This is a genomic window from Leptospira semungkisensis (assembly GCF_004770055.1).
Classification (GTDB): Bacteria; Spirochaetota; Leptospiria; order Leptospirales; family Leptospiraceae; genus Leptospira_B; species Leptospira_B semungkisensis.
On record NZ_RQEP01000005.1, the window covers coordinates 1,155,177 to 1,179,054 of the forward strand.

Consider the following 23,878-nt stretch of genomic DNA (forward strand, 5'->3'; position numbering starts at 1 on the left):
CTTTTATCAAAAACAAGAGAATATTTTATAACATTCCAATAGTTAGAAGGTTATAAAAACATGAATATAGGAGAGATCTCTAAATTATCCGGAGTGAATGCAAAATTAGTTAGGCATTACGAATCTATCGGTTTGATCCCTAAGGTGGGAAGAAGCGATTCCGGATACAGAATATATTCTGAGAACGACGCTCACACTCTCAAGTTCATCAAGAGAGCAAGAAATCTAGGGTTTTCCTTACCTGAAATCAAGCAGCTCGTAGGCCTTTGGAGAAATCGATCTAGAGCAAGTGCGCAAGTGAAGTCTTTGGCATCTTCTCATGTCAAAGAATTAGAAATGAAGATCTCAGAATTACAAGTGATGAGAAACACTCTATTGCATTTAGTAAAACATTGTCATGGGGATCATAGACCCGAATGCCCTATATTAGAAGAGCTGGAAGGAGCGGGCCAACGATAAGGATTGAATTTTAATTTATAAGCTAAACTAAGTCGGTTAACGTTTGTTGATCCAACTAACTTACATATTATTTTTTTGTGAATTAGAAAAGAAGACATTGGAAAACTGTTTATGAAAGTGCATGAGGATATATTTCGAATCAATGTTGTTCTTTTCTTCTTTAAGAATCTTAATTAGAACGAATATCTTATTAGGAGTCCTGTTATCGATTTTATCTTGTTCAGGACAATCAAACGATTCCTCTTCCTTATTCGCTATTTTGGGAATCGAGAATAATATAGAGAATGCGATCGCACCTAGTTCTTGTACGGGAACCACTTTAAAGTTATTTACTGATCCCTTGCCCCCCGAATCTAATATACAGGTTTTGCAGTTGGGCCAATCCATTATTTTGGATCGATCTACCCGCCCGAATTTAACACTTCCTGTTTGGGATTTCCTTGCAGGTGATTCTTATCCAGGTGTCTCGTTTGAGAGATATGTGAAAGGATTTCAGACAGCAGATGAATGTTATTCTTTTTCTCCCTACTTTCCCGGAGTTCATTATATAAAACTTTGTACCGAGAAGAATGGAGGACATAGTTGTGTGGCTCGCGGATTTATCATTGTGCAAGGAGCGATGAACCAAGCTCCGCATGCAGTCATCGCAAATATTTCTAATCCGGTATTTTTAGGTGCTCCAGTGTCATTGGACATGAGCGGGAGTACAGATCCCGAAAATGATATTATGAGTTTTAAATGGAGTGTACTGGCTGCGCCTGATGGATCGACTGCTCCTGCTCCGAGCACTGGAGCTGCTGTTCAAAATTTTGTTCCGGATATTCCAGGTCATTATGCTTTGCAAGTACATGCTTTAGATGGGTTTGAGAATCCGTTACGTTTTACCGATGAGGCGACCAATAGTTATCTAACTCCTATTTTCGACGCACGGATCAATGGAAACGGTGCTCCTTCCATAAATCTTAATATTGTTCCGAATTCTCCGAATAGCACTCAGGCTATACAATTTGATGCGTCCGCAAGTACGGATCCGGAAGGAGAGTCTTTACGTCTTTATAATTGGGTACTCTTGCGAGAATTAGCGAATAATCAATTCGAAGAAGTGGCAAGCCAGCTCAATTTTTCTACAGGCCAATTGAGTGTAAGTGTTTCTTCTCTTCCGGAAGGAAATTATGCGGTTACATCTTGTCTGGCTGACTATGTGCCAAGAGAATCCGGTGTACCAGGTGAGGAACAAAGTTGTACGCAGATCCCGTTTACAGTAACGGCACCTTAGTATAAGGGCAATTCTTGCCTTAACCGAGAGGTTTCTTGTCTTTGTCGAAGAACTTCTTATGGATCAGATCTTGGATGAGATCTTTATCTTCGTCAGAAAGGCTGATGAAGATCACATTCGCTTTTTTGCCGGAGACACGGATGACTTCGGATTCTAATTCCATGTTCTTTCCGTTTATATTTCCGTAGAGAAGGATCCTATCACCTTCGAAGACGGAGGTTCTGGTTTCTAATCCCGCTCCTCCGGTGCCTATGTCTACGATGAACACTGGGAATCTTTGGGTCTTGCCCTTGACTACGAAATCACCGTCGATGGTGATTTTGACGCGAGCATTCTTCCTTTTCTGCTGAGAAGGATCCCGGTATTCGTATTTATCGTCGAAAAGGGAATTGGTGCCCGCCATAAGGCAATCATGCAGAAGTTCGAAATTCAGTCAAAGTGAAATTGTAATCTTCTTCTGGCCCTTCTTCGCAAGGCTGGCAGTTCTTATAGGAAAAATAAACGGAGCCTTTGTCCACAGAGATCACCGTCCTTGAAACGGAGTGAGCGTCTCTTCTATGCATGCAAGCCGACAATGCTCCTTGTTCCGGCAAATGAGAGATCAGGAATTCTTTGGCCATGTGGACGAATCCATGAGAGTCCGGCATTTCCTTAGGACGGAAATGAGAGTCGAATATTTCTCTTCGAGAGACTTGAGCCTTTGGACCTTGCGTGAAGGAACTTCCAAACACAGTGAAGTTCTCCTTATCTTCTTGGATCTCGTAGGTTTTTCCATCCCAGATAAAGATCTTGGTCGTTTCTTCGTTCACTTGAAATAATTTAAACGGATAGTATTTCTCTAACTCTTGGGCGGTGTAAGACTCAGGAGTTCTTTCTCCCAACAGGACGGAACGAACGAGTAATCCTCGGCTAACAGGATTGCGAAGAAGTTTGAGAGTGGCTTCGTAGTAATTTACCAGGCAGGTAATTTCTGCATTTTGAGAAATCCCGATCCAAGTCCCTCCCGCTTCCGCATCTATCGGAGCAATCGCCTTACTATTGTTTGGAGATTCTATGAGGCGGGGGAAAAGAGCCGGTTCTCTCTTAACGGATTCGTCTCGGTTGAATCCAACTCCAAAAATTCTTCGGCTCGGATCTCTATAGATAAAAGCAGTACACATGATTATTTTCCTACGCTAAGGAAGAAATCGACTCTTTCATTTCGATCCACTTCGTACGATCCATTTCCAGGAATAAGGGGAAGGGTTTCTCCGTATCCTCTGAATCTGTAACGACCAAACTCATAATCCTTTCCGAACAGGGACTGGAAGATCTTTCTAGCCTTCTCTTCGGAGAATCTAAGATTATATTCGTCGTCTCCTCTGTGAGAAGTATGGTACTGCAATTCGACCTTGTAACCAGGGAACTTTGCCAATACGGATTTTACTCGAGAAGGAAGGGTCCACCATCTATCCTCGTAAATTCGATTTGGGATCGAGAATCTAAATCCTTCTTTTTCCTTAACTATCAGTATATCCGTTTGAACACTGCCTAAGGTTACGTCTCCTTCTCCGCCAAAAATATCTTTGTAGGAGAGAATGACTCGGATCGGAGCAAGAGAGCCTATTCTTCTGCCTTGGTCATCTAGTCCATACCAGATCAATTTTTCAGGTCCATTGCCTTGGCCAGACCAGGAACGGACGGTTCTTTCTTCTCTGCTCTCTTCATCTCCGAAGGATTCCAAAATACTGATCTTCCAGGAGGATAAAGGAAGGCTTTTGGATCTTAAATGGATCTCTAGTATATCTTTTTGCCAATCTCCGTCTGGTGTAAGTCCGTTCGGAAATACATCGTAAGAGAATTTAGGAGATTCGTTGGATAATACGAATTTTTTGGGAAGGCTTATGTATTTATCATATCGACTAAATACTGTTAATCGATAGTAATAGATCCCGGCATCTAAACTTTTTGCTTCCTTATTCTTAGGTTCCCAAACCCATTCTGCAGAAGGCTCTCCCAATCCTTTTTGGGAGTACACTAAATTCTCATCTTCCGGTTTATTCTTAAAGATTTCCCATTCATAGGAATCCGATTTGAGTTTAGAGGAAATAAATGCAGAAAATTTAATATGATTCAGAGAGTTTGAAGGATCGGACGGAAAAAGTTCTCCATCAGTATTTAAATCGATTCCAGAAGATTCGTTCCTTACGGAAAGGTTTTCTACTTTGTCAGAAGATTCGTTTCCAGCCGAATCCCTTCCGGTCAAACGATAAGAATACAATCCCGGAGAAACCATTCTTCCATTCGAATCCGTTCCATCCCATACAAGTTGAAAAGGAAGGTCTTTCGTTCTCCAAGAATAGGACTTGATGGATCTTCCTTCCGAATCTAAGAATTCTCCCACGAACATATCCGTGGATTCTCCGGAGGCTTTCTGTTGGATAAAGATCTTGGCTAGGTTTCTATCATCTACGAGAAGAAGTTTTGTCTTACAATTCGCTTCTACCTTGGGAGCTCTCGCATCCAAGTAAAAGGTCGCTTCTTCAGAAAGTATCTTTTCTTTATTCGCAGTAAGAAGAAGTAACTGGTATGTATAATATCCGTCTCCTGCAAGATCTCCCGTTTCATTCTCTCCATTCCATTCTAATGAAGAAGGTAGATAAATATCTTCGGGAGCGAATTCATTCTCATCTGAAAAAAGAGTGAATCCTTTCTTTCTGAGTTTGCCTGCTTCGAATTTACGAACAGCATCTCCGGAAGCGCTACGGATGGTGAGCTCCCAATCCTGCAACTTGGGCAAGGAAGAAGTTTGGATCTTGAATTTCATGAAGTCCGAGTTGCCGTCCCAGTTCGGAGAGAAGGTCCCGGATTCGGTTGTGATCAGTGAATTTGCCGAAATAGAATGAGAGAGAAAAATCCCAAGAACTAAGGAATACGGCAAAAGTTTTCCGAGCATGCTCCCAGAAAATTCCTTCGGCGAAAAAATGCACCGAATTTTCTTTCTTAGGATTTACCTTCCATTTTTCGATTTCGGATGGAACCAAGATGGATCCCTGTGTCAGGGATATCCGCTTTTTCGGTGAATCGTTTCAAAGCAAATGTAACGGAAGCAAACGCTAGCTCATCCCAAGGAATTTCTTCCGGATGGAATAATTTCACTTCTTCGGACTCGGGGCTAACGGAGAAGGTTCCATCCACCAGATTTGCCAAGAAGAACATGTACACTTGGCTGATATGAGGAATGCTATAGACGGAATGCAATCGAACTATATTGATCTTTGCATTCGCCTCTTCTTCAGTTTCTCTTGCGGCACCTTCTTCGACAGTTTCTCTATTCTCTAAGAAACCGGCAGGAAGGGTCCAATATCCTTTGCGAGGTTCGATGGCGCGTTTGCATAGAAGTATCTTTCCTTCCCAAACGGGGATGGTCCCAACAATTACTTTCGGATTTTGGTAATGTATGGTCCCACAGTTCTCACATACGTAACGAGTGAGACTGTCCCCTTCCGGAATTTTTTGAACTACTTCGGAGCCGCAAACGCTGCAGAATTTCATGCCTTAGAAAACCTTCTCCAGGCGAGAACCGCTTCTATCAAAAGCCATAATGTTAAGAAGATCAATACTCCTCCAACCCCAGCCAGCAAATAACTAGGAGATTTGGAAAATAAGAAATCGTAGAAGTTGACTACCATAGCCCAAAGAGTTGCGGTGAGTACGAATACCATTGGCAAGAAACTGGTCCAAGTCTTCTTTTTAGAATAGAGAAGATAGATCGTTACTACCAAGAGAGAAAGTCCTGCCAAGAGCTGGTTGGTTGTCCCGAATAGTTTCCAAAGAGCCAATCCTGCCGTGGTCTTCTTTCCTCCTTGGTCGATTTGCAAGAAGGCAAAGAATCCGATCGCAACGCAGGCAAGGATGCTGGAAACATATCGATTGCCCAAGACCTTCTTTACGAGTTCGGAGTTAATACTGTCTGCGATCTCTTCTATATTATATCTTAATAATCTAGTCGCAGAATCCAAAGAAGTCAAGGCAAAGCTGACCACAACTAATGCGATAAATCCTTGGGCAAATCCTTGGTCGAAACCTAATTGAGAAATAAATCTTCCCGTTCCATAAATATAGGCGCCAACAGAAGGAGCGAGTCCTTGGATCCCGGACCAGGATTTATAGAAGGAAGACCATTCCGTTGCAGAAGCGAATCCGATCGTGCAAGCAACTACCGAAGTCAAACCCAACAAGGATTCTCCGATCATTGCTCCATAGCCGATCGCTCTTGCATCTATTTCTCGATCCAATTGCTTTGCAGTGGTTCCCGAACTTACCAAAGCATGGAAACCGGAAACTGCCCCGCATGCGATTGTAATGAATACGAATGGAATAATATCCATATCCACTTTCTCTGCGCGGATTGCTTCCGCATTGAAGGAAGAAAATTCTCCGAATATGCTTCCCTTAAAGAAGCCAAGGTAGATTGCAATGATCCCTAAGTACAATAAGAAAGAGTTAATATAGTCTCTACTCTGTAAAAGGAGCCATACAGGAGTTACGGAAGCCAAGAAGGCGTACAGAAGTAGAATGATCTTCCAAAGAGGAACCCCAGGAGATCTGGCGGTATCATTTAAGCCTGTCCAGGTTAGAATAGAATCATTCATTCCTAAGACCATTACTACAAGAGTCAAGGCCACGGAAACAAAGGTCAAAGGCCCAAGATCCATTCCTTTTTTATAATGAAGCCAACCTACTAATAATGCAAAGATCATGATTCCTGCAGTAGGGATCACAGCTTCCGGAAAATGACTTCTAAGCTGAATCGGAGAAGAAGAAGTCTCTACTCTTACTTCGCTAGGATGTGTATGTTCTTTAATACTCGGAAGCTTTGCTTCTGTTTGTTCTATTTTAGCGGGAGAAGGAACTGGAGCTAGTTTTGTCTTTGGATCGGCAGAGAACATTTCTGCGAGAACGATCACAAACACTCCCATAGCAAGCGCTACTAAGAAGAAAATGATGGTATGAAAGAGACTTCTTGCTCTCGGTCCGAGCAGATCTTGCGCAACCTGTCCGATAGACTTTCCTTGGTTACGAATGGAAACCACAATGGCTCCGAAATCATGCACGCAACCTACGAAAATTCCTCCTAGAACCACCCAGAGCATGGCAGGTAGCCAACCCCAAATCACTGCAACGGCAGGTCCAAGAATAGGAGCAAGTCCTGCAATTGACGCATAATGGTGACCAAATAGAACGGCAGGTTTTGTAGGAAGATAATCCACTCCGTCATTGAATTTATGAGCCGGAGTATCCCCTCTCGTATCTTTCAGTTGGAAGATGGATTTGGATAAATATCCCGAGTAAAACTTATAACCTAAGAAATAAAGTAGGAAACAACCGAGAACAGTGATCAGGGGTAACATGTGGGAAGAATCTCGTTTAAGCCAGTCCCCATCAAATCTTTTTTATTGGGAAAATAGGTGGACAAACTCGGTTTGGAGCGCAGGGTCTAAAGTAGTACAGGATTTTATTTTGACTACCCGCAGTTTCGATCAAGTCAGGTCTTCTTTAGAAGACATACTTTTTGAGCTACAATCTGCTAGTGCAGATTGCGAGTGGTTTATTTCTTCCGACAAATTAATCGAGATCTTGGAGATCCGAAGAGAGGATTATTTCAAGATACTCTATTCTCTTCGCTCGGAGAGAGAATATTCCTCCAGAGGATCCCAAGGATTCAATCAAAGCCAAGCAGATATGCTCATTCTCTTATTGGAGAAGGTTTTGAAGATAGAAGGTCTTGCCTTGGAATTTGCAAGGGCAGGGGTTTACTTCGACGACGTATACTTGGATGAGTTTAGGACCTTCTTAAAGGAGATCGTGCTCTCCAAACTAGATAGGCATGAGCTGGACAAGGAATTACTTCTTCTACTTATTTCCTCCACCAAACGATTCGAAGATGCGTTTGATTCCTATTTCGACGATAAATTCGATCTGCAAAGATTGGTGGACAATGGGATTGCCGAGTTCTTGGAAATTAAATCCTTCTCCGCAGATTATGGAGCGGATGTATTCTTACGATCCTACTTCTTCCAAGTATTGAATACGAAACTTTTTCCGATTCGTCAGATCACTTCGGAATATAGGGACAGAGCCTATTACGAGATCTTTGGAAAGTTCAGAAAAGAAGAGAAGGAAAAGAAAAGAAAGAAACCGAATCACGGCAGAAGGTTCGGATCCGGAACCTTCTATGAAGATGCTGAAACTAGAGAGCATCGCGAATTTCTGGGATTGTCGGAGGATTATACAAAGTCCGAACTCAAGAATCGCTACAAAGAGATGATCAAGAAATATCATCCGGACGTAAACAAAGACGGCCTAGAGATGACTCAGAAGATCATCGCTTCGTACAATTTTCTAATTATGAGAGATGCTCGTTAATTAGAATTCGGATCCTTCTTAGGTAGGATCTTCCATTGAGCATCCGCTTTTGCAATATTGCCCGGAATATCTCTCTCCCAAAAACCGTTTACCTTTTCATTGTAATTTAGATATAATTTTCCGGAGACAATCTTCCAAGCCTTTGGATCGATCTCATAGGTTTCTCCATCTCTCATCGCATACGCGCAATAACCGCCGTACTGAGGAGCATAGTTCTCAGGATTCTTTAGGAATGCTTCCATGTTCTTCTTAGAGGAAAATTTCCACTCAGCTCCTTTCCAGTTCAGGCTAAACTTAGAGTCACCTTCTTTAGGTTTGGATTCCGTAAAATATGCTACAGGATCATAACCTCGGATCGCAATCTTTCCATCCGCTTTAAACACAGGATCTGCTATCTGTCTTCCGGCGCAATTGACGGAGAGTAAAATGAAACCGATCAAAAAATACAGCTTGTTCATGTATCCTATTTCGGTTCTGATCGAATTAGGTTACATACACGAATTAAAATGAGTCGGATCGGGATTGGTTTAAGAAAAGAACATTATCCGTATCTCAAACAAGGTTCTCCGGTGAGAGTTTCCTGGTTCGAGGCGATCACGGAAAATTATATGGATAGCAAGGGAAAACCTTTGTCCATGTTGGAGAAGGTTCGAGAGAATTTTCCCGTAGCTTTGCATGGAGTATCTCTTTCTATTTTAGGAGGAACTTTTCCGAATCCTAAATATATAGATCGTTGGAAAGAACTGATCGATCGGATCCAACCTTTTTTGGTTTCGGATCATCTATGTTGGACAGAAGAAGGAGGAAATTATCTCCATGATCTATTACCGTTCCCTTTTACTAAAGAATTTCTAGACTTTGCAGTAGAGAGAGTGGATCGAGTGCAAGAGATTTTACAAAGAAAGATCCTTCTCGAAAACGTTTCTACGTATCTAAGATTCCAAGAGAGCGAAATGCAGGAATGGGAATTTATCCGCGAGTTGGCATTACGAAGCGGGTGTGGACTTCTATTAGATATTAATAATGTATATGTGAACTCAAAGAATCACGGTTTTTCTGCCCAAGAATATTTAAGCTCCGTACCTTGGGATCATGTTGGACAGATCCATATTGCAGGACATACCGATACTGGAGAGTTCTTATTCGATACTCACTCTCGTCCTGTTTCGAGCGAGGTCTGGGATTTATTCTCTCAATTTTCCTCTAAAATAAAAGATCTTCCGATTCTATTGGAATGGGATGATGATATTCCAAGCTTCTTAGAAGTAGAAGAAGAAGCACTAAAAGCAGAGGCAATTCTCTCCAAGGCGACAGTCCCATGAAACGTGAACTATTTTACGACGGATCTTCCTTGAGAGATTTTCATTTCGGATTTTCCAAGAGGGAATATAAATGAAGCCGGAAGAATTCAGGTCTCTATTTTCTCAGGCCATTCGTTCCGAAGGGGAATCGGATGAAACTACACCAGGATCTTCTTTTGCATCTCAAGTCTTACCCGGAGGAACACTGAGTTCTGATTCTTCGCTAAAAGTGTATAAAGAGGCATATACTGCAAGATTTACGGAAGCCTTAGGAGATAGATTCGAAACGGTTTGGCGGATCTTAGGAGATGAGGATTTTTTCGAACTAGCTAAAAGATATATTTCTTCGGTGCCTTCGCATTCTTATAATCTTTCCGATTATGGAGAAAGTTTTCCTGAGTTTGTCGGGGAGAATTTTTCGGAGCATCCGTTTATCGGAGAAGTTGCCGATTTAGAATTGCATGTTTCTAAAATATTTCATCTTCCTCCGAACAGGAACGAAGAGCCGAAAGATTTTCCTTCCTTAGGAGAATTTAGCGATCTAAAATTCATATTTCATGAATCTATAATGTTTCTTCACTATACGCATCCTATCTACGAACTTTGGAAAGACCAAGAAGAAGATGCAGAACCAGAACTTCCTCAAAAACAAGATCAGTATTTGGTGATGGGAAAAAGAGAAGAGAATCTTTGGATTAGAGAAATCGATCTCTGGGAATTCAAATTTGGAAAAAGCCTATTGCAAGGAAAAAGTCTGATCGAGGCTGTAGAGCATTCCGGAAAGGCTCCCAGAGGATCTGCATCCATTTCTGAATTCCTTTCCGGTCTGTCTCAAGGTAAGTTGATCTCAGAGATTATGCGTCTTTGAATTTTCCTTTCTTAGCTTCGCAATCTTTCTTAGTTAAAGATGTCCAACCTTGTCCTTTGCAGGAATTCTTTCCTGCGCAAGAATGTCCTTTGCCACCGCAGTCTCCGGTTCCCTTGCAGGAATTGATTCCGTGACATTCTCCTTTTGCTTCTTCTTTAGCGGTTTTTTGTTCCGCCATTGTTCCGGTTGCAAACAGTCCGGTTAAAGCTGCGCCTATAATCATGCTTTTAGTGAGATCGTTCATTGGTCCCTCATGGAATTTATTTTAAGAACGAAACTTTTTAAAGAATCGTTTCGATCGTTTATGGATTCGCTCGAACTAGATTCTAGTTACAGGAAATGCCAAGAATTTTTTGAGAGAATGGAGAAGGAAGGGAATGAGAAGTAAAAAGTCGAGGCAGAACGCCCCGACTTCTCAAAGAAAATTATTCTGGAACGATTTCGCCTTCGATGCGAATAGAAACGTCCTCGCCTACAAGAACTCCGCCTTTTTCTAAGGTCTTGTTCCAAACGATACCGAATTCGCTTCTTTTGACTTTAGTTTCAGCTTCGAAACCTAGGTGAGTGTTTCCCCACGGGTCTTTTGCAGAACCGGAGAATTTAACTTCCAGAGTAACAGGCTTAGTGACTCCTTTGATGGTCAATTCGCCTGGGATCTTAGAAACTCCACCTTTCTTAACGGTAGCCTTAGCTGCCTTGAAAGTGATGGTAGGATATTTGCTTACGTCGAAGAAATCTCCTCCCTTTAGGTGTTCGTCTCTTTTCTCGTCTCCTGTGGAAATAGAAGAAGATTTGATGCTTACGTCTAACGCAGTCAATGCGCCGGTAGCTTCGTCGTAACCTAATTTGCCGCTGTAATCTTTAAAATTACCTGCAACGTTGGCGATAGCAAGGTGTTTAATTTTGAAACCAACAGCAGTGTGAGCGTTATCCACTTTGAAGTTTCCCGCTTGCAAGCTTGTTAGTGCAAGAGCTGCGAGAAGAAGGTTAGGAAATAATAAAAGTTTCCTTTTCACTAGTAAAGTTCTCCTTAAGAGTTTTATGGAACTTAGACAAAGGAAATGGTGTAATATTTCCGATTACAAGTAAAAATATCTTAGTTCGAGCAGAAATTTGTAACGTTTGTACAAAACTTCGAACTAAGATTTAAGAAAATAGATTGTAACGGAGAATACAGTAGATTGCTCTAAATCCGTCTTTCCAACCTATCTTTTTGCCTTCTGCGTATGTGCGTCCGTAATAAGAAATTCCGACTTCATAGATACGGATATTCGGTATCTTTGCGATCTTAGCAGTGATCTCCGGTTCGAAGCCGAATCGGTTCTCTTGGATCTCAATGCCTTGGATCACTTCTCTACGGAAAGCCTTATAGCAAGTCTCCATATCGGTGAGGTTGATATTGGTCAGCATGTTAGAAAGAGTGGTGAGGAAAAGATTCCCTAAACGATGCCAGTAATAGACGACTCTATGAGCTCTTCCGCCCATAAAGCGACTTCCAAAGACCACATCCGCTTTTCCTTTATGGATCGGATCGATCACATCAGGGATCTCGAACGGGTCATATTCAAGATCTGCATCTTGAACGATAACAATATCTCCCTTTGCAGCCTTAAATCCGCTGCGAAGAGCCGCTCCTTTTCCTTGGTTCACTTCATGGAATAGAAGTTGATCCACCAACTTTTTGAATGGAGCAGTTTGTAATAATTCTCTGGTACCATCCGTAGAGAAATCATCCACTAGGATGATCTCTTTATCTTTATAAGGGACCTTTTTAACGGTCTCCAAGATATTCTTGATGGTATTCTTTTCGTTATAGCAAGGGATTACGATGGAAAGTTTCATTTAGCGTCTAGGCCGACTAAGTCGCTCATTCGGAAATCCCGAATGATGTTTTCAGTCCTAACAATTATTTTTTCTAAGGCGATACCGAAAAGCAAATTCTTATAGGCCTCAGCTGCTTTAGGGAAGTCTCGATCGTTGATTTGGACCGTCATTCGATCACTCACCCGATTCTTTTCCACGCATTCCATGGCGGTTTTGCGAAGTGCGGCGAGAGCGATACAGACTTCTTTCAGGATATTTTGGCTATCCCTCTCCATTGCAGATTGATTTCCATTCGCATCTAATAATGCCTTAATATGCTCTGAGATCCTTAAGGAAGGCAGTCCTCTCTTGGTCACTCCCACTCTTTCGATCATTGCAATGCTATCTTGAAAGGAGGAATATTCGGGAGTTCCTCTAAAAATATGGATCAGCACAGGAAGATCGGTGTCCGCAAAATTGGTCATTGCTCCATAGAAATAGCGCATTTCTGGGCGGGCCAAAGGATGGAAGTCTACTTTTTGGTATTTGGAGAGTTTCTCTTCCTGTTCGTCTAGAATGCGATTGATCGTCTCTCCCTTGGCAGCATTCCTTCTCTCTGTAAGCTCTTTGTGCTTTTCTTTGATTTTTTCTAGAAAGCTGACCTCGTCCTTGAGAAAGGAGTCGAGATTCCCCCTGTGTTTTAGGGTTTGAATATAACGATCTTCGAAACTTTTTCCGTCGAAGATCTTCGGACTTTGTTTCGCGCCTTCCCGGTACTCGGAGCGGATCTTTTCTACTAGGGATTTTATCTCTTGGTCGTTCAGAGCCATGCCAAAGGTTTCTACCCTTCGCTATCGGCCCATTTTTGCAAGGAGATAAGTAGTGCACCAATATCTTCCGAGCAATATAAAAGGGCGCTCCGGGCATCTTTGTACATCTGCTGTTGGTTGTACGCCACCTGCTTGAGATGGTTTTCGTTCTTAGTGTTTAGAACATTCAGGGCGTTCAGGACCATTTTCTTAAGTTTTCTCGCCAAACTTAGGAGCATTTCCTGCATTTCCCAGCGGATCACTAATTTCAGTTTTTCCTGATCGGAACTCTTAGATTGCAATGCCTGTTTTCTATGAGATTCGTACTTAGCAGTATAATAGGTAATCGATCTAGGATAAGAAGTCAGCTCTTTATGATAGTTGAGTATCTTATCCAATTTCTGAAAGAATTCTATGTCGAACTCTCGGGTCAGATTCCCAACTATATTCTTATTGTCCGAAGGATCGCCCGTTGCTTCAAAGATCTTGGAGTTACGAATATTGTTCAGTACAGACTCTATTCTTTCTTTGACCTTTTGGAACTGTTGGACTGAATCTTCTATATATTTTGATTCTCTAGTAGAACCGGCTTCTATCGCTTCTACAAACACAGGGAGAGAATCTTCTTTGCTAGAATTGGAAAGTCCTGCGTCCGAAATATTCAGATCTACTTTAGAAAGATCGAATTGATCCGAGTTCGCCGCAGCGACTCTCGCCATCAGGTCCGGAGTCTCAGAAGAAGAGACTGCATTTTCCGTCTCTTGGTTAGCCGCGTAAGACGGCCTTTCCAAATTTACCGGCGCATTCGTAGTTCTTGGAGTAGGGGAGGATTTAGTTTTATCCGCTAAATTCTCGATCCATTCTGCGCTAGGATGCTTTGTATTTTTTAATAAGTTCGAAAGTTTTTGAAGGTCCAGAGGATAGGACTTGGAATTTAATTTTCCTGCTCTGGGTTTGGAGGAAGCCGCTTCGGAAGCTTTTTGCAAAGTAATCCGTATGATCTCTGCTTTTCTAGTATCCTTATTGAAACGCACAGCATATCTGTTGCCGTTCCGATCCAAATACTTCGTACCCAACTGAGAAAGAGATAGCTTGTTCGGATCGATTTCGTCGATCGAGTTAACTATGATATAGTCTTGGGTCTGTCTCGATAGCATAAGATTCGCTTCCGTAGTTCTTTCATGTGACGAAAAATAAATTTTCGGAACTACTCGATTTCTAAAAATCGGATTAATTTTAGCTCAAGGAAAGCAAAAAAATATTTCCAAACCTTTCTCTGGCTTAAAATATCCCTCGTTCTGGCGAGGCTTACGAGGGTCTCTTAGGGATCAATGACGAGTAACGTTCTCTGCCAATTTGAAATCAGACTTTATGACAAGTTTGGATGAAATAGTCTTCACATATCCGCCGAAGCTTGGGCAAAAGCCGGAGAGATCTTATTTTGGCAGTATTCTCCCGTCCTGAAAAAGCAGGCGATTTAGGGCCGTAGGAACAAAAGCACGTTGACAGGCAGGTGAGGTACGAAAACCTGGGTCTATCCCTTCATAGGAAGTAAATCCTTGGCGAACATTAAATCTTCAGAAAAAGATATCCGTAGAACGAAACGCAGGAATGCGGCAAATTCTCAAAACCGGAACCGCCTTAGGACCCAAGCAAAAAAGATCCTAAAAGCGCTTAACGAAGGAGAGAAGGATTCCCTCAAGACTCTGTTCAATGAGTATTCCTCTCTACTTGACAAAGCTGCTAAAACCAACCTCATCCACTCTAAAAATGCAGACCGCAAAAAGAGTCGGATGGCATTACGCATCAATAGCCAGGCTGCGAACGCGTAAGAACCGTTATCATAACGGGCGATTAGCTCAGCTGGGAGAGCGCCTCCCTTACAAGGAGGATGTCGGCAGTTCGATCCTGTCATCGCCCATGTTCTTTTTCCCAATTTTAAAACAAACCCCGGAATTATGGCCCTGAATCCTCAAAAACCGGTTTTTCAACATCCGGATTTGATGGTTTCTGTGTCCGGAATCCGGGGTATCATTCCTACAGGACTTAGCTCCGACGTAATTTACCATTCTCTTCGCGCCTTTGGGTCGTGGCTCAAGGGAAATACAGTAGTAATCGGTAGGGATTCCCGCCCAAGCGGTGCCTATATAGAGAATATTGCCATCGGAGTCATGCTCGGAATGGGCAAAAAGGTGATCCAACTCGGGATCGTGCCTACTCCCACTGTAAAGGCTGTGGTCAATCAGTCCGGAGCCGCAGGTGGGATCATGATCTCCGCCTCCCATAATCCTGTTGTGTGGAATGCATTTAAGTTCATCGGACCTGGCGGCTTCTTCACAAATGCCAAGGACCTCGAAGAACTTTTAGATTTTGTTCGGACAGAAGATTATAAGCCATTCCAGTTCAAGCCCAACGCAAGTGTTGAGGATGGAAGAGATCGAATCCAGGCTCATATCGATTCCGTTTTAGCCAGAGTGAATGTGGCTGCCATCAAACGAAAAAAATTCACCGTTTTCTTGGATGCAGTAAACGGTGGGGGAAGTTTCGTTCTCCCAGAATTGCTAAAGCAATTGAACTGCAAGGTAATCGCTCAACATTGCAAACCGGACGGAACCTTTCCTAGGCCACCTGAGCCTACTCCGGATGCATTGAAGCAATCTTCAAGACTTATCAAACAATCCAAGGCTCATATCGGTTTTGCGTTGGATCCGGATGCGGATCGACTCGTGGTGCTTTCTCCTAAGAAGGGCGCCGTTTCCGAAGAATTAACTCTTCCTTTGAGCTTTATGTCTTACCTTGCTTCGAATTCTATTTCGAAGAAGGCTTCGATCACCGTAAATCTCTCCACTAGTTTCGTAAATGATTGGGTCGCCGACTCAGTTGGAATTCCTACCTACCGTTCTAAGGTTGGAGAAGCAAACGTTGTGGCAGAAATGCAACACCGCAAATCCGTGTTCGGCGGAGAAGGGAACGGAGGAGTCATAGATCCTGCCATTCCTTCCTATGGAAGGGACTCTCTTTCGGGAGTGGCTCATATCCTGAATCTGCTTGCTCTGAAGGGCGAAGATACTGATACTGTGCTCAGTAATCTTCCTGCAGTCTATATGCGAAAAATCGCGTATAAAATTGCGGGTCAAAAGACAGAAGAGATTTATTCTCGGTTTCGCAGTGCATTTTCCGACTATAAAGAAGATGCGAGAGACGGACTTCGCTTAGCAAACGAGGACTCTTGGATACATATTCGACCTTCGAATACCGAGCCGATCCTCCGGTTGATAGGAGAGTCTAGGACTAAAAAAGACCTGGAATCCCTATTAAACAAGGCCGGAAGGATCATGGAGAATTCATAATATATGTGTGGAATCGTAGGATACGCCGGAGAAAAAAACGTAGAGTCCGTACTGATCGTAGGATTGATCGGTTTGGAATACCGAGGATACGATTCCGCAGGGATTGCCGTACTGGATAGAGGTGAAATCCAAGTTCGCAAGCAAAAAGGAAAGATCAAGGACCTTGAGAATTTTCTAAAAGAACATCCTGTTCGCGGAAACGTAGGAATCGGTCATACTCGCTGGGCCACTCATGGAGAGCCTAATCAGATCAACGCTCACCCTCATACAGATGGAAAATCCACTGTTGCAGTGGTTCACAATGGAATTATAGAAAATTACGGAGAGCTTCGCCAGGAATTGAAGCACAAAGGCTTTGTATTCCATAGCATGACGGATACAGAAGTGCTACCGAACCTTCTTGCAGAAAGCAGAAGACGCGGAAAGACAAACAAAGAAGCTTTCTTAGAATTATTTGATAGAGTCGAAGGAAAGTGGGCTGTTGCAGTCGTTTTCGATAATGAGCCGGACAGAGTATATTTTGCTCAGGATGGAGCTCCACTTCTTCTTGGAAGAGGAAAAGAAGAATACTATCTTGCTTCCGATATCTCTCCTTTGACTCGTAACTGTAGAGAAGTCTATTATATCAATTCCAAGGAATGGGGATACTTTACAAAAACCGAATGTAACATCTTCGGTTTTGATGGAACTGAAAAAGAGCCCGAGTTCAAGAAGCAGGACATCAAATTCGAGGACGTAGACAAGGGCGGTTATCCTCATTTCATGATCAAGGAGATCCATGAGCAACCTGGGATCTTCCGTAGAATTATCCAGTCCAGGATCGGCGAAAGCGGAGAGATAGAATTCCCTGAGAGTACGATCTCCAGAGAGCTGATGTCCAAAGTGAACCGAATCATTATCCAGGCAGCCGGGACCAGCTATTATGCGGGAATGTTAGGCAAGCATTACCTGGAAAATTTCGCAAAGATACAAACGGATACGGAGACTTCTTCCGAGTTTCGTTATAGAAACCCAGTGGTAGAGGGAGATACTCTCATCGTAGGGATTTCACAATCCGGAGAGACTGCAGATACTCTTGCTTCTCTCTTGGAAGCGAAGGCAAAATTCATCAAGGTATTGTCCTTGGTGAATAATGTGAATTCTACCATTGCGAGAGAATCTGATTCATTCATTCGCACGGATGCTGGTCCTGAGATCGGCGTGGCGAGTACTAAGGCGTTTACTGCTCAGGTGATCAACCTTCTTCTTTTTTCCTTATACACAGCTAGATTGAAATGGATCGTTTCCGATGAGGAGCTTAAGACTCTGATAGAGGAGATCCGACTTCTTCCTGGAAAGATGGAGAGAATTTTGGCCCAGGCTCATGTTCTGGAAAATTGGGCCGCGGATTTTACGAAAACCAAGGACTTTGTATTCCTCGGTCGGACGTACAATCATCCGATCGCGTTAGAAGGAGCCCTGAAATTAAAAGAGGTTTCTTATATCCATGCTTCCGGATATGCCGGGGGAGAGTTCAAACACGGTCCAATTGCGCTCATCACCAATGAGGTTCCTGTGGTTTGTATTGCCACCAAATCGGAAATTTACAGTAAAATGCTTTCTAATATCCAGGAAATCAAGGCAAGGAACGGAATTATTATCTCGATTGTTACAGAAGGTGATAAAGAGGCCAGAGAACTGTCGGATTATTGCTTTGAAGTTCCGGATTGTCCGGAAATTTTGAGTCCGATTTTGAATGTTCTTCCTCTCCAACTTCTCGCCTATTATTCTGCCGTGGCGAGGGGTTGTCCTCCGGATCAACCGCGGAACCTCGCAAAGTCCGTCACAGTGGAGTAATTCTTCGTGGGCAGAGTTCAGAGAATTTGGATCGACGAGAGGGAAACCCCAGCCGGTTTGGGGGCATTGACTCGGATCCGATCATTCTCAGAGATCCGCGACGGGGTTTTAACCCCACTCCAAAGGCTAAAGGATCAGTATCCTGACGCCAAAATCCTGTATTCTCATTCTAATCCAGCCTTTCAAAAGACATTCTTTGAGAGAAATCCTAAGATCGCAGAATATGATGAGAGAGAAATAGATCTTATCATCAAGCCGGAGGAGTTCCTTCCTTGGAAATCCATCCAGGCAGTCGGTAAGAATATAGATATCGATCTTGAATCCAATAAAGAACTCAGAAAATGGGTTCGCAAGCTCAAGGTGAAGTCCGGTGATTTTCATATCGTTGGAAAATCCAAGCACGCTCATATCCATCCTTCCGCAAAGATCTATCCAGGAGTGGTGATAGATGTAACTTCCGGACCAGTCATCATAGATAAGGACGTTAAGGTTACTTCTTTTTCCTTCTTAGAAGGGCCCTTGTATATTGGCCAGGGAACTCATATAGACAATGCTAGGATCACTGGTGGAACCACGATAGGCAATGTTTGCCGAATCGGCGGGGAAGTCGGAGATAGTATTATATTAGATTTTACGAATAAACATCACGAAGGCTTCTTGGGGCATTCCGTGGTAGGAAGCTGGGTCAATCTAGGAGCTCTCTCTACAACCTCCGATCTCAAGAACAATTACGGCGTAGTTAAGATCAGAGAAGAAGGCACTGAAGTAAATACAGGCTCCATTAAATTCGGTTCCGTCATCGGAGATTTCTCCAAGATAGGAATCGGAGTGATGTTAAATACCGGCACCGTAATAGACTTCGGATGCAATGTTGTATCTCCAAGAGTCAGCGGTTACCTTCATCCTTTCGTGTGGGCCGATGGTCAGCCCTATATCTTGGATTCCTTCTTAAGAGATTCACGCAAGATCATGGCGAGAAGGAACAGAGAACTCTCTCATTCCGAATCTGAACTCATTCGCATTCTGTACGAAACAAAGGTACACAAATAATACCTTCTAAGAGGCTTCATGGAAGTACTGGAATCCCGCATCAGCACGTCTTCTCCTGAGTATAAGGAGAATTATTCCGATCTATCCGGTAAGGTAGAAGATATTCGAAAACTTCTACAGAAAGCGTACCAGGGTGGAGGAGATAAGGCGATCCAAAGGCATAAGAGCAGAGGAAAGCTTACTGCCAGGGAAAGGGTCCATACTCTGATCGATCCGAATACTACCTTTTTGGAATTTTCCTCTCTTGCGGGAGAGAAGGTTTACTCGGACGAGGTTCCTTCTGCGGGGATCGTGACAGGTATCGGAAAGATAGGTGGCACACCTTGTGTGATCATCGCAAACGATGCTACCGTCAAGGGAGGAACATATTATCCTCTCACAGTAAAGAAGCATATACGTGCGCAAGAGATCGCTCGGGAGAATCGACTTCCTTGCATTTATCTGGTGGATTCAGGAGGAGCCTTTCTTCCGATGCAGGATGAAGTGTTTCCGGACAAAGAACATTTCGGAAGGATATTTTATAACCAAGCTAATCTTTCCAGAGAAGGCATTCCTCAGATCTCCATAGTAATGGGAAGTTGCACTGCCGGCGGTGCTTATATTCCTGCGATGTCCGACGAGTCGGTTATCGTAAAAGGAAATGGTACCATTTTCTTAGGCGGACCTCCGTTAGTGAAAGCTGCAACCGGCGAGATCGTAACTCCGGAAGAATTAGGCGGTGCAGATGTGCATTGTAGAATTTCCGGAGTAACGGATCATTATGCGGAGAATGACCAGCATGCTTTAGAAATCGCAAGGCATATCGTAGGAAGTTTAGGAAGTTCCGCTCAGAGAATCCAAGAATCGATCTCTTTTGAAGAACCTTTATATCCTGCCGAAGAGATCTATGGAATTATCCAAAAAGATATTCGCAAGCCTTACGATGTGAGAGAAGTGATTGCCCGAGTGGTGGACGGGTCCCGCTTTCAAGAATTCAAAAAATATTATGGGACTACGATCGTGACCGGATTCGCAAATATCTACGGCAAGATGGTAGGGATTATTGCGAATAACGGGGTTTTATTCTCAGAGAGCTCTTTAAAGACAGCTCATTTCATCCAACTTTGTAATCAAAGAGAGATCCCACTTGTGTTCCTGCAAAATATCACAGGATTTATGGTAGGAAAGAAATACGAGAACGCAGGGATCGCTAAGGATGGAGCCAAGATGGTCAATGCAGTCTCTACTTCTGTGGTTCCTAAATACACTGTAGTGATTGGCGGTTCGTATGGGGCCGGAAATTACGGAATGTGCGGAAGGGCCTTTGGTCCTCGTTTCCTTTGGATGTGGCCAAATGCTAAGATTTCCGTAATGGGTGGGGAACAGGCTTCGAATGTTCTTCTCACTGTTAAGATGGAGCAATTGGAGAAGGAAGGCAAATCCCTTTCCGAAGCGGAACAGGCTGAATTCAGACGACCTATTCTAGAGGACTATGATCGACGATCCTCTTGCATTTACTCTACTGCAAGACTTTGGGATGACGGGATCTTGGATCCTGCAAGGACCAGAGAGGCTTTGGGCCTTGCCTTGTATTCTGATCTTTCTGGAAAAAAACCAGATCCTTCGTATGCGATTTTCCGCATGTGATTTTTTGGCAGGAAATTTCAGACTCGGATTTGGTTTTCCGAAAGTAGCTAATAAACTAAACACTCTAATTTCCAGGCAAGTTCCAAAAATCTGCCTATAAAGTACGCAAACTGCCGACCTCAACTTGGAGGGAATCTCCCCTCATTGAGTTTGGTCTGGATTTCCTATCTAAAAAGGGCCAAGTACCCTTAGGGGAAAGTCGGTTTGTTGCACTTGGCATAGGTACTTCGTTTTTTTTCCTATTTTTTAATCCTTTTTCGGGAGTAGGTACTCTTCTTGCAATAACTGGGTAAAACATATTTCGAGATGAGATTTGAGAAAATGAAATTGGCCCATAAACTACTCGCGCTTCTGATCTTAGTGGTCCCTGCACTTCTTTGGGGTCAGGACGCAACCACACCTCCGCCTGCTCCTGCTCCAACTTTGGATAAAGGGGACACGGCTTGGATGATCGTCGCTTCCACACTCGTGTTCTTTATGATCCCTGGTCTCGCGCTGTTTTACGGCGGGATCGTAAGATCTAAGAACGTTCTTTCTACCATGATGCACAGCTTCATCGCGATCCTGGTTCTCACTCTTCAGTGGACCATTTTCGGATACAGCTTTGCTTTCGACGGAAGTAATCCTTTCTATGGTGACTTCGGACTTCTCTTCCTAAACGGAATTGATATCGATACACTGGAAGGAACTATTCCTAAATTCATTCACTTCCTATTCCAAGGAATGTTCGCTCTAATTACCCCGGCGCTAATCTCCGGAGCAATTGCAGAGAGAGTAAAACTCTCCGGATATGTTGTGTTCATTCTTGCATGGTCCACCCTGGTTTATGATCCAGTGGCTCACTGGGTTTGGGACTCCGATGGATGGTTATTCCAAAAAAGCGCACTTGACTTTGCTGGTGGAACAGTAGTTCACTTGATCTCCGGTATCGCAGGTCTCGCAGCAGCAATCGTATTAGGAAAACGTAAAGGTGACGGACCAGCTCTGATCGCTCCAAACAACCTGACTTATACTTTGATAGGTGCTGGGTTCCTTTGGTTCGGATGGTTCGGATTTAACGCCGGTTCCGGTCTTGCGACTAACGGACTTGCAGCAAGAGCTTTTGCAGTGACTTTGATTGCTCCTGCAGCAGCTGGAGTAGCTTGGTTGTTGATCGAATACTTCCATACTAAAAAAGCAACCGCATTGGGCGCTGCTTCCGGGATCGTAGCTGGATTGGTCGTGATCACTCCTGCAGCAGGATTCGTGGATGCAAAAGGTGCGATCCTAATGGGCTTGATCGTTTCTCCAATCTGCTATATCGCAATCCTCTTGAAAGGAAAACTCGGTTATGACGATTCTCTGGATGCATTCGGTATTCACGGTGTAGGTGGTGCGATAGGCGCAATCCTTACCGGAGTATTTACCGTAACTTTAGGAGCGGGAGTTGCAACTCGCGGAGACCAGATCATCGTTCAGTTGATCAGCGTTGTCGCTACAGGTGCATATTCCTTCATCGTATCCTTGGTTCTTGTTTTCATCATCGAGAAGACAATCGGATTCAGGATTTCCGAAGAGAAAGAGATCGCAGGTCTCGATTCCGAGATCCACGGAGAGAAAGGTTATATTATATAACCTTTTGTTGAATTTATACATTAAGTAAAGGAGAGCATATGAAATTAATCGTAGCAATTATCCAGCCACATAAACTGGAAGAGGTAAAAGCCGAGCTTACTAAGAATGAAATTTACAGACTTACCGTAAGCGACGTGCAAGGCTACGGGCAGCAGAAAGGTAAAACGGAAGTATTCCGCGGACATGAATACCAAGTGAACCTTCTCAGAAAAGTAAGATTAGAGATCGCGGTAAACGACGAGTTCGTTAAGCCAACCGTAGATGCTATTCTAAAAGCTGCCAAGACCGGCGATGGAAAGATCGGAGACGGAAAGATCCTTATCCTTCCTCTCGAAGACGTGATCCGTATCCGTACCGGAGAAAGAGGAAGCTCAGCGATTTAATTCTTCCCCATACGAGTCGAAACTTAGCTCGGGGTCGGCAATGCCGGCCCCATTTTTATTTTGGGGCTATGTAGCGGTTTGTATTTGCTATCGTTCGATTGGGATTTTAAGAGAGAAAAGGTCTTTTGAAAATTAAGCCCGTTTCAATCTGACAAAACTATCTCTTCCGGACAGATCCTTTTTGGAAATGGCTTCGGAATAACCGAGAGAAAGCGCTGTTTCTTTGAGCCAGCCTGCATACTTAGGATGAGTTTCCAAATAGATCGTTCCACTCGGCTTCAAGAAAGGCAAAGCTTCTATTAGAATTCTCTTATGGAAGTTCTCGAAGTCTTGAACAAATAGAGCCAAATGAGGCTCGTATTCTGCCACGTCCGGCATGATGGAAGGTTTTTCCGATTCCGGGATATATGGAGGATTTGAAACGATCAGATCAAATGTCTTCTCCGGAGGAAGAGAAGAAAATAGATCTCCTTGGAATAATTCCGAACGATCCTGAGAATTTAAGATTTCTTGAATATTCTTACGATTGATCTCCAATGCTTCCGCAGAGAGATCTGAAAAAGAAACCTGCCAGTTCTGACGAGCCTTGGCGAGACTGATGCCTATGCATCCGCTTCCGGAACAAAGATCCAAAGCGTTTAAGGACGAAGCCTTTTCGGAATATTCTTCTAAGACCCAGGCAACTAATTCTTCTGTTTCCGGTCTTGGAATGAGTACTGATTCGTTTACTTGGAATTCGGAATCGAAGAATGCCTTCCTTCCTATGATGTATGCTGTGGGCCGGAACTTGGATCTTTGAACGATCCTTTCTCTATACTCGTCCTTTTCAGAAACGGAAAGAGGTCTTTCAAAGTCTACGTAGAGTTTGACCCTTTGGATCTTGAGTAAATCAGCAAGAAGTATCTCGGCATCCAATCTTGCGGAAGGGATATTCTTCTTCTTTAGGAATTCTTCGGATTTCTTGAGTAGGGTGAGAACGTTATCTTGGGAATCGGCCATCTGAACCTTGGTGGCCCCGAGAGGATTCGAACCTCCGACCAAAAGTTTAGGAAACTTCTGCTCTGTCCACCTGAGCTACGGGACCTTGTCAGTTTA

The 23,878-nt window shown here is 43.3% G+C and carries 24 protein-coding genes and 2 tRNA genes; 13 read left to right on the forward strand and 13 right to left on the reverse strand.

Annotation, left to right across the window (positions count from 1 at the left end):
* The first annotated feature begins 60 nt into the window (after positions 1–60).
* Together cueR and EHO59_RS05490 are read left to right on the forward strand one after the other, a co-directional pair.
* Positions 61–459, forward strand: coding sequence for a Cu(I)-responsive transcriptional regulator (gene cueR, locus EHO59_RS05485; RefSeq protein WP_135585527.1), 399 nt, complete (start codon positions 61–63; stop codon positions 457–459).
* A gap of 142 nt (positions 460–601) precedes the next feature.
* Positions 602–1,735 carry a hypothetical protein gene (locus EHO59_RS05490; RefSeq protein ID WP_135585529.1) on the forward strand — a complete coding sequence of 378 codons (1,134 nt, stop codon included), beginning with the start codon at positions 602–604 and terminating at the stop codon, positions 1,733–1,735.
* A gap of 19 nt (positions 1,736–1,754) precedes the next feature.
* Here the strand turns inward: EHO59_RS05490 and EHO59_RS05495 are convergent, their stop codons facing one another.
* Genes EHO59_RS05495 through EHO59_RS05515 form a run of 5 tightly spaced genes read right to left on the reverse strand, consistent with a single transcriptional unit; the run spans position 1,755 to position 7,128 of the window.
* Positions 1,755–2,138 (reverse strand): PilZ domain-containing protein, encoded by a 384-nt coding sequence (locus tag EHO59_RS05495; protein WP_135585531.1) that lies wholly within the window; start codon positions 2,136–2,138, stop codon positions 1,755–1,757.
* Between the two features lie 7 nt (positions 2,139–2,145).
* Positions 2,146–2,895: an NRDE family protein gene (locus tag EHO59_RS05500; RefSeq protein ID WP_135585532.1), complete on the reverse strand. Its 750-nt coding sequence runs from the start codon at positions 2,893–2,895 to the stop codon at positions 2,146–2,148.
* Positions 2,896–2,897: 2 nt separating this feature from the next.
* Positions 2,898–4,670 (reverse strand): fibronectin-binding adhesin Lsa66, encoded by a 1,773-nt coding sequence (gene lsa66, locus EHO59_RS05505; protein ID WP_135585534.1) that lies wholly within the window; start codon positions 4,668–4,670, stop codon positions 2,898–2,900.
* Positions 4,671–4,717: 47 nt separating this feature from the next.
* A complete protein-coding gene (locus EHO59_RS05510; RefSeq protein ID WP_135585536.1) occupies positions 4,718–5,269 on the reverse strand; it encodes an NUDIX hydrolase in 552 nt (183 codons plus the stop codon).
* Positions 5,266–7,128, reverse strand: a complete 1,863-nt coding sequence (locus tag EHO59_RS05515; RefSeq protein WP_135585538.1) for a carbon starvation CstA family protein — start codon at positions 7,126–7,128, stop codon at positions 5,266–5,268. Before EHO59_RS05515 ends, EHO59_RS05510 begins: the two co-directional genes overlap by 4 nt.
* 109 nt (positions 7,129–7,237) lie before the next feature.
* On the opposite strand from EHO59_RS05515, the gene EHO59_RS05520 reads away from it, so the two are divergent.
* Positions 7,238–8,143 (forward strand): DnaJ domain-containing protein, encoded by a 906-nt coding sequence (locus tag EHO59_RS05520; RefSeq protein ID WP_135585540.1) that lies wholly within the window; start codon positions 7,238–7,240, stop codon positions 8,141–8,143.
* On the opposite strand, the gene EHO59_RS05525 is transcribed toward EHO59_RS05520, so the two are convergent.
* Positions 8,140–8,601, reverse strand: coding sequence for a YHS domain-containing (seleno)protein (locus EHO59_RS05525; protein WP_135585542.1), 462 nt, complete (start codon positions 8,599–8,601; stop codon positions 8,140–8,142). The genes EHO59_RS05520 and EHO59_RS05525 overlap by 4 nt on opposite strands.
* A gap of 48 nt (positions 8,602–8,649) precedes the next feature.
* Here EHO59_RS05525 and bufB point away from each other — a divergent pair, with 48 nt between their 5' ends.
* Positions 8,650–9,465 carry an MNIO family bufferin maturase gene (bufB, locus tag EHO59_RS05530; RefSeq protein ID WP_135585544.1) on the forward strand — a complete coding sequence of 272 codons (816 nt, stop codon included), beginning with the start codon at positions 8,650–8,652 and terminating at the stop codon, positions 9,463–9,465.
* 70 nt (positions 9,466–9,535) lie between these two features.
* The gene (locus tag EHO59_RS05535; RefSeq protein WP_135585546.1) at positions 9,536–10,312 is read left to right on the forward strand and encodes an HvfC/BufC N-terminal domain-containing protein; all 777 of its coding nucleotides are present in this window, start codon (positions 9,536–9,538) and stop codon (positions 10,310–10,312) included.
* Here the strand turns inward: EHO59_RS05535 and bufA2 are convergent.
* From bufA2 to EHO59_RS05560, 5 genes are all read right to left on the reverse strand, one after another.
* Positions 10,299–10,556, reverse strand: a complete 258-nt coding sequence (gene bufA2, locus EHO59_RS05540) for a BufA2 family periplasmic bufferin-type metallophore (RefSeq protein WP_135585547.1) — start codon at positions 10,554–10,556, stop codon at positions 10,299–10,301. The two genes, EHO59_RS05535 and bufA2, sit on opposite strands and share 14 nt — an antisense overlap.
* A 181-nt stretch (positions 10,557–10,737) precedes the next feature.
* On the reverse strand, positions 10,738–11,328 hold the full coding sequence (locus EHO59_RS05545; protein ID WP_135585549.1) for a YceI family protein: 591 nt from the start codon (positions 11,326–11,328) through the stop codon (positions 10,738–10,740).
* Positions 11,329–11,458: 130 nt separating this feature from the next.
* Positions 11,459–12,154, reverse strand: a complete 696-nt coding sequence (locus EHO59_RS05550; RefSeq protein WP_135585551.1) for a glycosyltransferase family 2 protein — start codon at positions 12,152–12,154, stop codon at positions 11,459–11,461.
* Positions 12,151–12,945, reverse strand: a complete 795-nt coding sequence (locus tag EHO59_RS05555; RefSeq protein WP_135585553.1) for a hypothetical protein — start codon at positions 12,943–12,945, stop codon at positions 12,151–12,153. Before EHO59_RS05555 ends, EHO59_RS05550 begins: the two co-directional genes overlap by 4 nt.
* 11 nt (positions 12,946–12,956) lie before the next feature.
* Entirely contained in the window at positions 12,957–14,081 is a 1,125-nt protein-coding gene (locus tag EHO59_RS05560; protein WP_135585555.1) for an LIC_10450 family protein, read from the reverse strand.
* A 402-nt stretch (positions 14,082–14,483) separates the two neighbouring features.
* Here EHO59_RS05560 and rpsT point away from each other — a divergent pair, with 402 nt between their 5' ends.
* The 8 genes from rpsT to EHO59_RS05600 all read left to right on the forward strand — a co-directional run bounded on the left by rpsT (position 14,484) and on the right by EHO59_RS05600 (position 22,783).
* Positions 14,484–14,756 (forward strand): 30S ribosomal protein S20, encoded by a 273-nt coding sequence (gene rpsT, locus EHO59_RS05565; RefSeq protein ID WP_135585556.1) that lies wholly within the window; start codon positions 14,484–14,486, stop codon positions 14,754–14,756.
* Positions 14,757–14,772: 16 nt separating this feature from the next.
* Positions 14,773–14,845 (forward strand) — tRNA-Val (locus EHO59_RS05570).
* A gap of 37 nt (positions 14,846–14,882) precedes the next feature.
* Positions 14,883–16,274 carry a phosphoglucosamine mutase gene (gene glmM, locus EHO59_RS05575; RefSeq protein ID WP_135585558.1) on the forward strand — a complete coding sequence of 464 codons (1,392 nt, stop codon included), beginning with the start codon at positions 14,883–14,885 and terminating at the stop codon, positions 16,272–16,274.
* A 3-nt stretch (positions 16,275–16,277) separates the two neighbouring features.
* Positions 16,278–18,110: a glutamine--fructose-6-phosphate transaminase (isomerizing) gene (gene glmS, locus EHO59_RS05580; RefSeq protein WP_135585560.1), complete on the forward strand. Its 1,833-nt coding sequence runs from the start codon at positions 16,278–16,280 to the stop codon at positions 18,108–18,110.
* A gap of 6 nt (positions 18,111–18,116) precedes the next feature.
* On the forward strand, positions 18,117–19,160 hold the full coding sequence (locus EHO59_RS05585; RefSeq protein WP_135585562.1) for a GlmU family protein: 1,044 nt from the start codon (positions 18,117–18,119) through the stop codon (positions 19,158–19,160).
* A gap of 18 nt (positions 19,161–19,178) precedes the next feature.
* Positions 19,179–20,786, forward strand: coding sequence for a carboxyl transferase domain-containing protein (locus EHO59_RS05590; RefSeq protein ID WP_135585564.1), 1,608 nt, complete (start codon positions 19,179–19,181; stop codon positions 20,784–20,786).
* 321 nt (positions 20,787–21,107) lie between these two features.
* Positions 21,108–22,400: an ammonium transporter gene (locus tag EHO59_RS05595; RefSeq protein WP_135585566.1), complete on the forward strand. Its 1,293-nt coding sequence runs from the start codon at positions 21,108–21,110 to the stop codon at positions 22,398–22,400.
* Between the two features lie 38 nt (positions 22,401–22,438).
* Complete coding sequence (locus tag EHO59_RS05600; RefSeq protein ID WP_008595143.1) at positions 22,439–22,783, forward strand: P-II family nitrogen regulator; 345 nt, start codon at positions 22,439–22,441, stop codon at positions 22,781–22,783.
* 132 nt (positions 22,784–22,915) lie between these two features.
* Here EHO59_RS05600 and prmC read toward each other — a convergent pair whose 3' ends face one another.
* On the reverse strand, positions 22,916–23,782 hold the full coding sequence (prmC, locus tag EHO59_RS05605; protein WP_135585568.1) for a peptide chain release factor N(5)-glutamine methyltransferase: 867 nt from the start codon (positions 23,780–23,782) through the stop codon (positions 22,916–22,918).
* 8 nt (positions 23,783–23,790) lie between these two features.
* Positions 23,791–23,867: transfer RNA gene (locus tag EHO59_RS05610), tRNA-Arg, on the reverse strand.
* Positions 23,868–23,878: the final 11 nt, after the last annotated feature.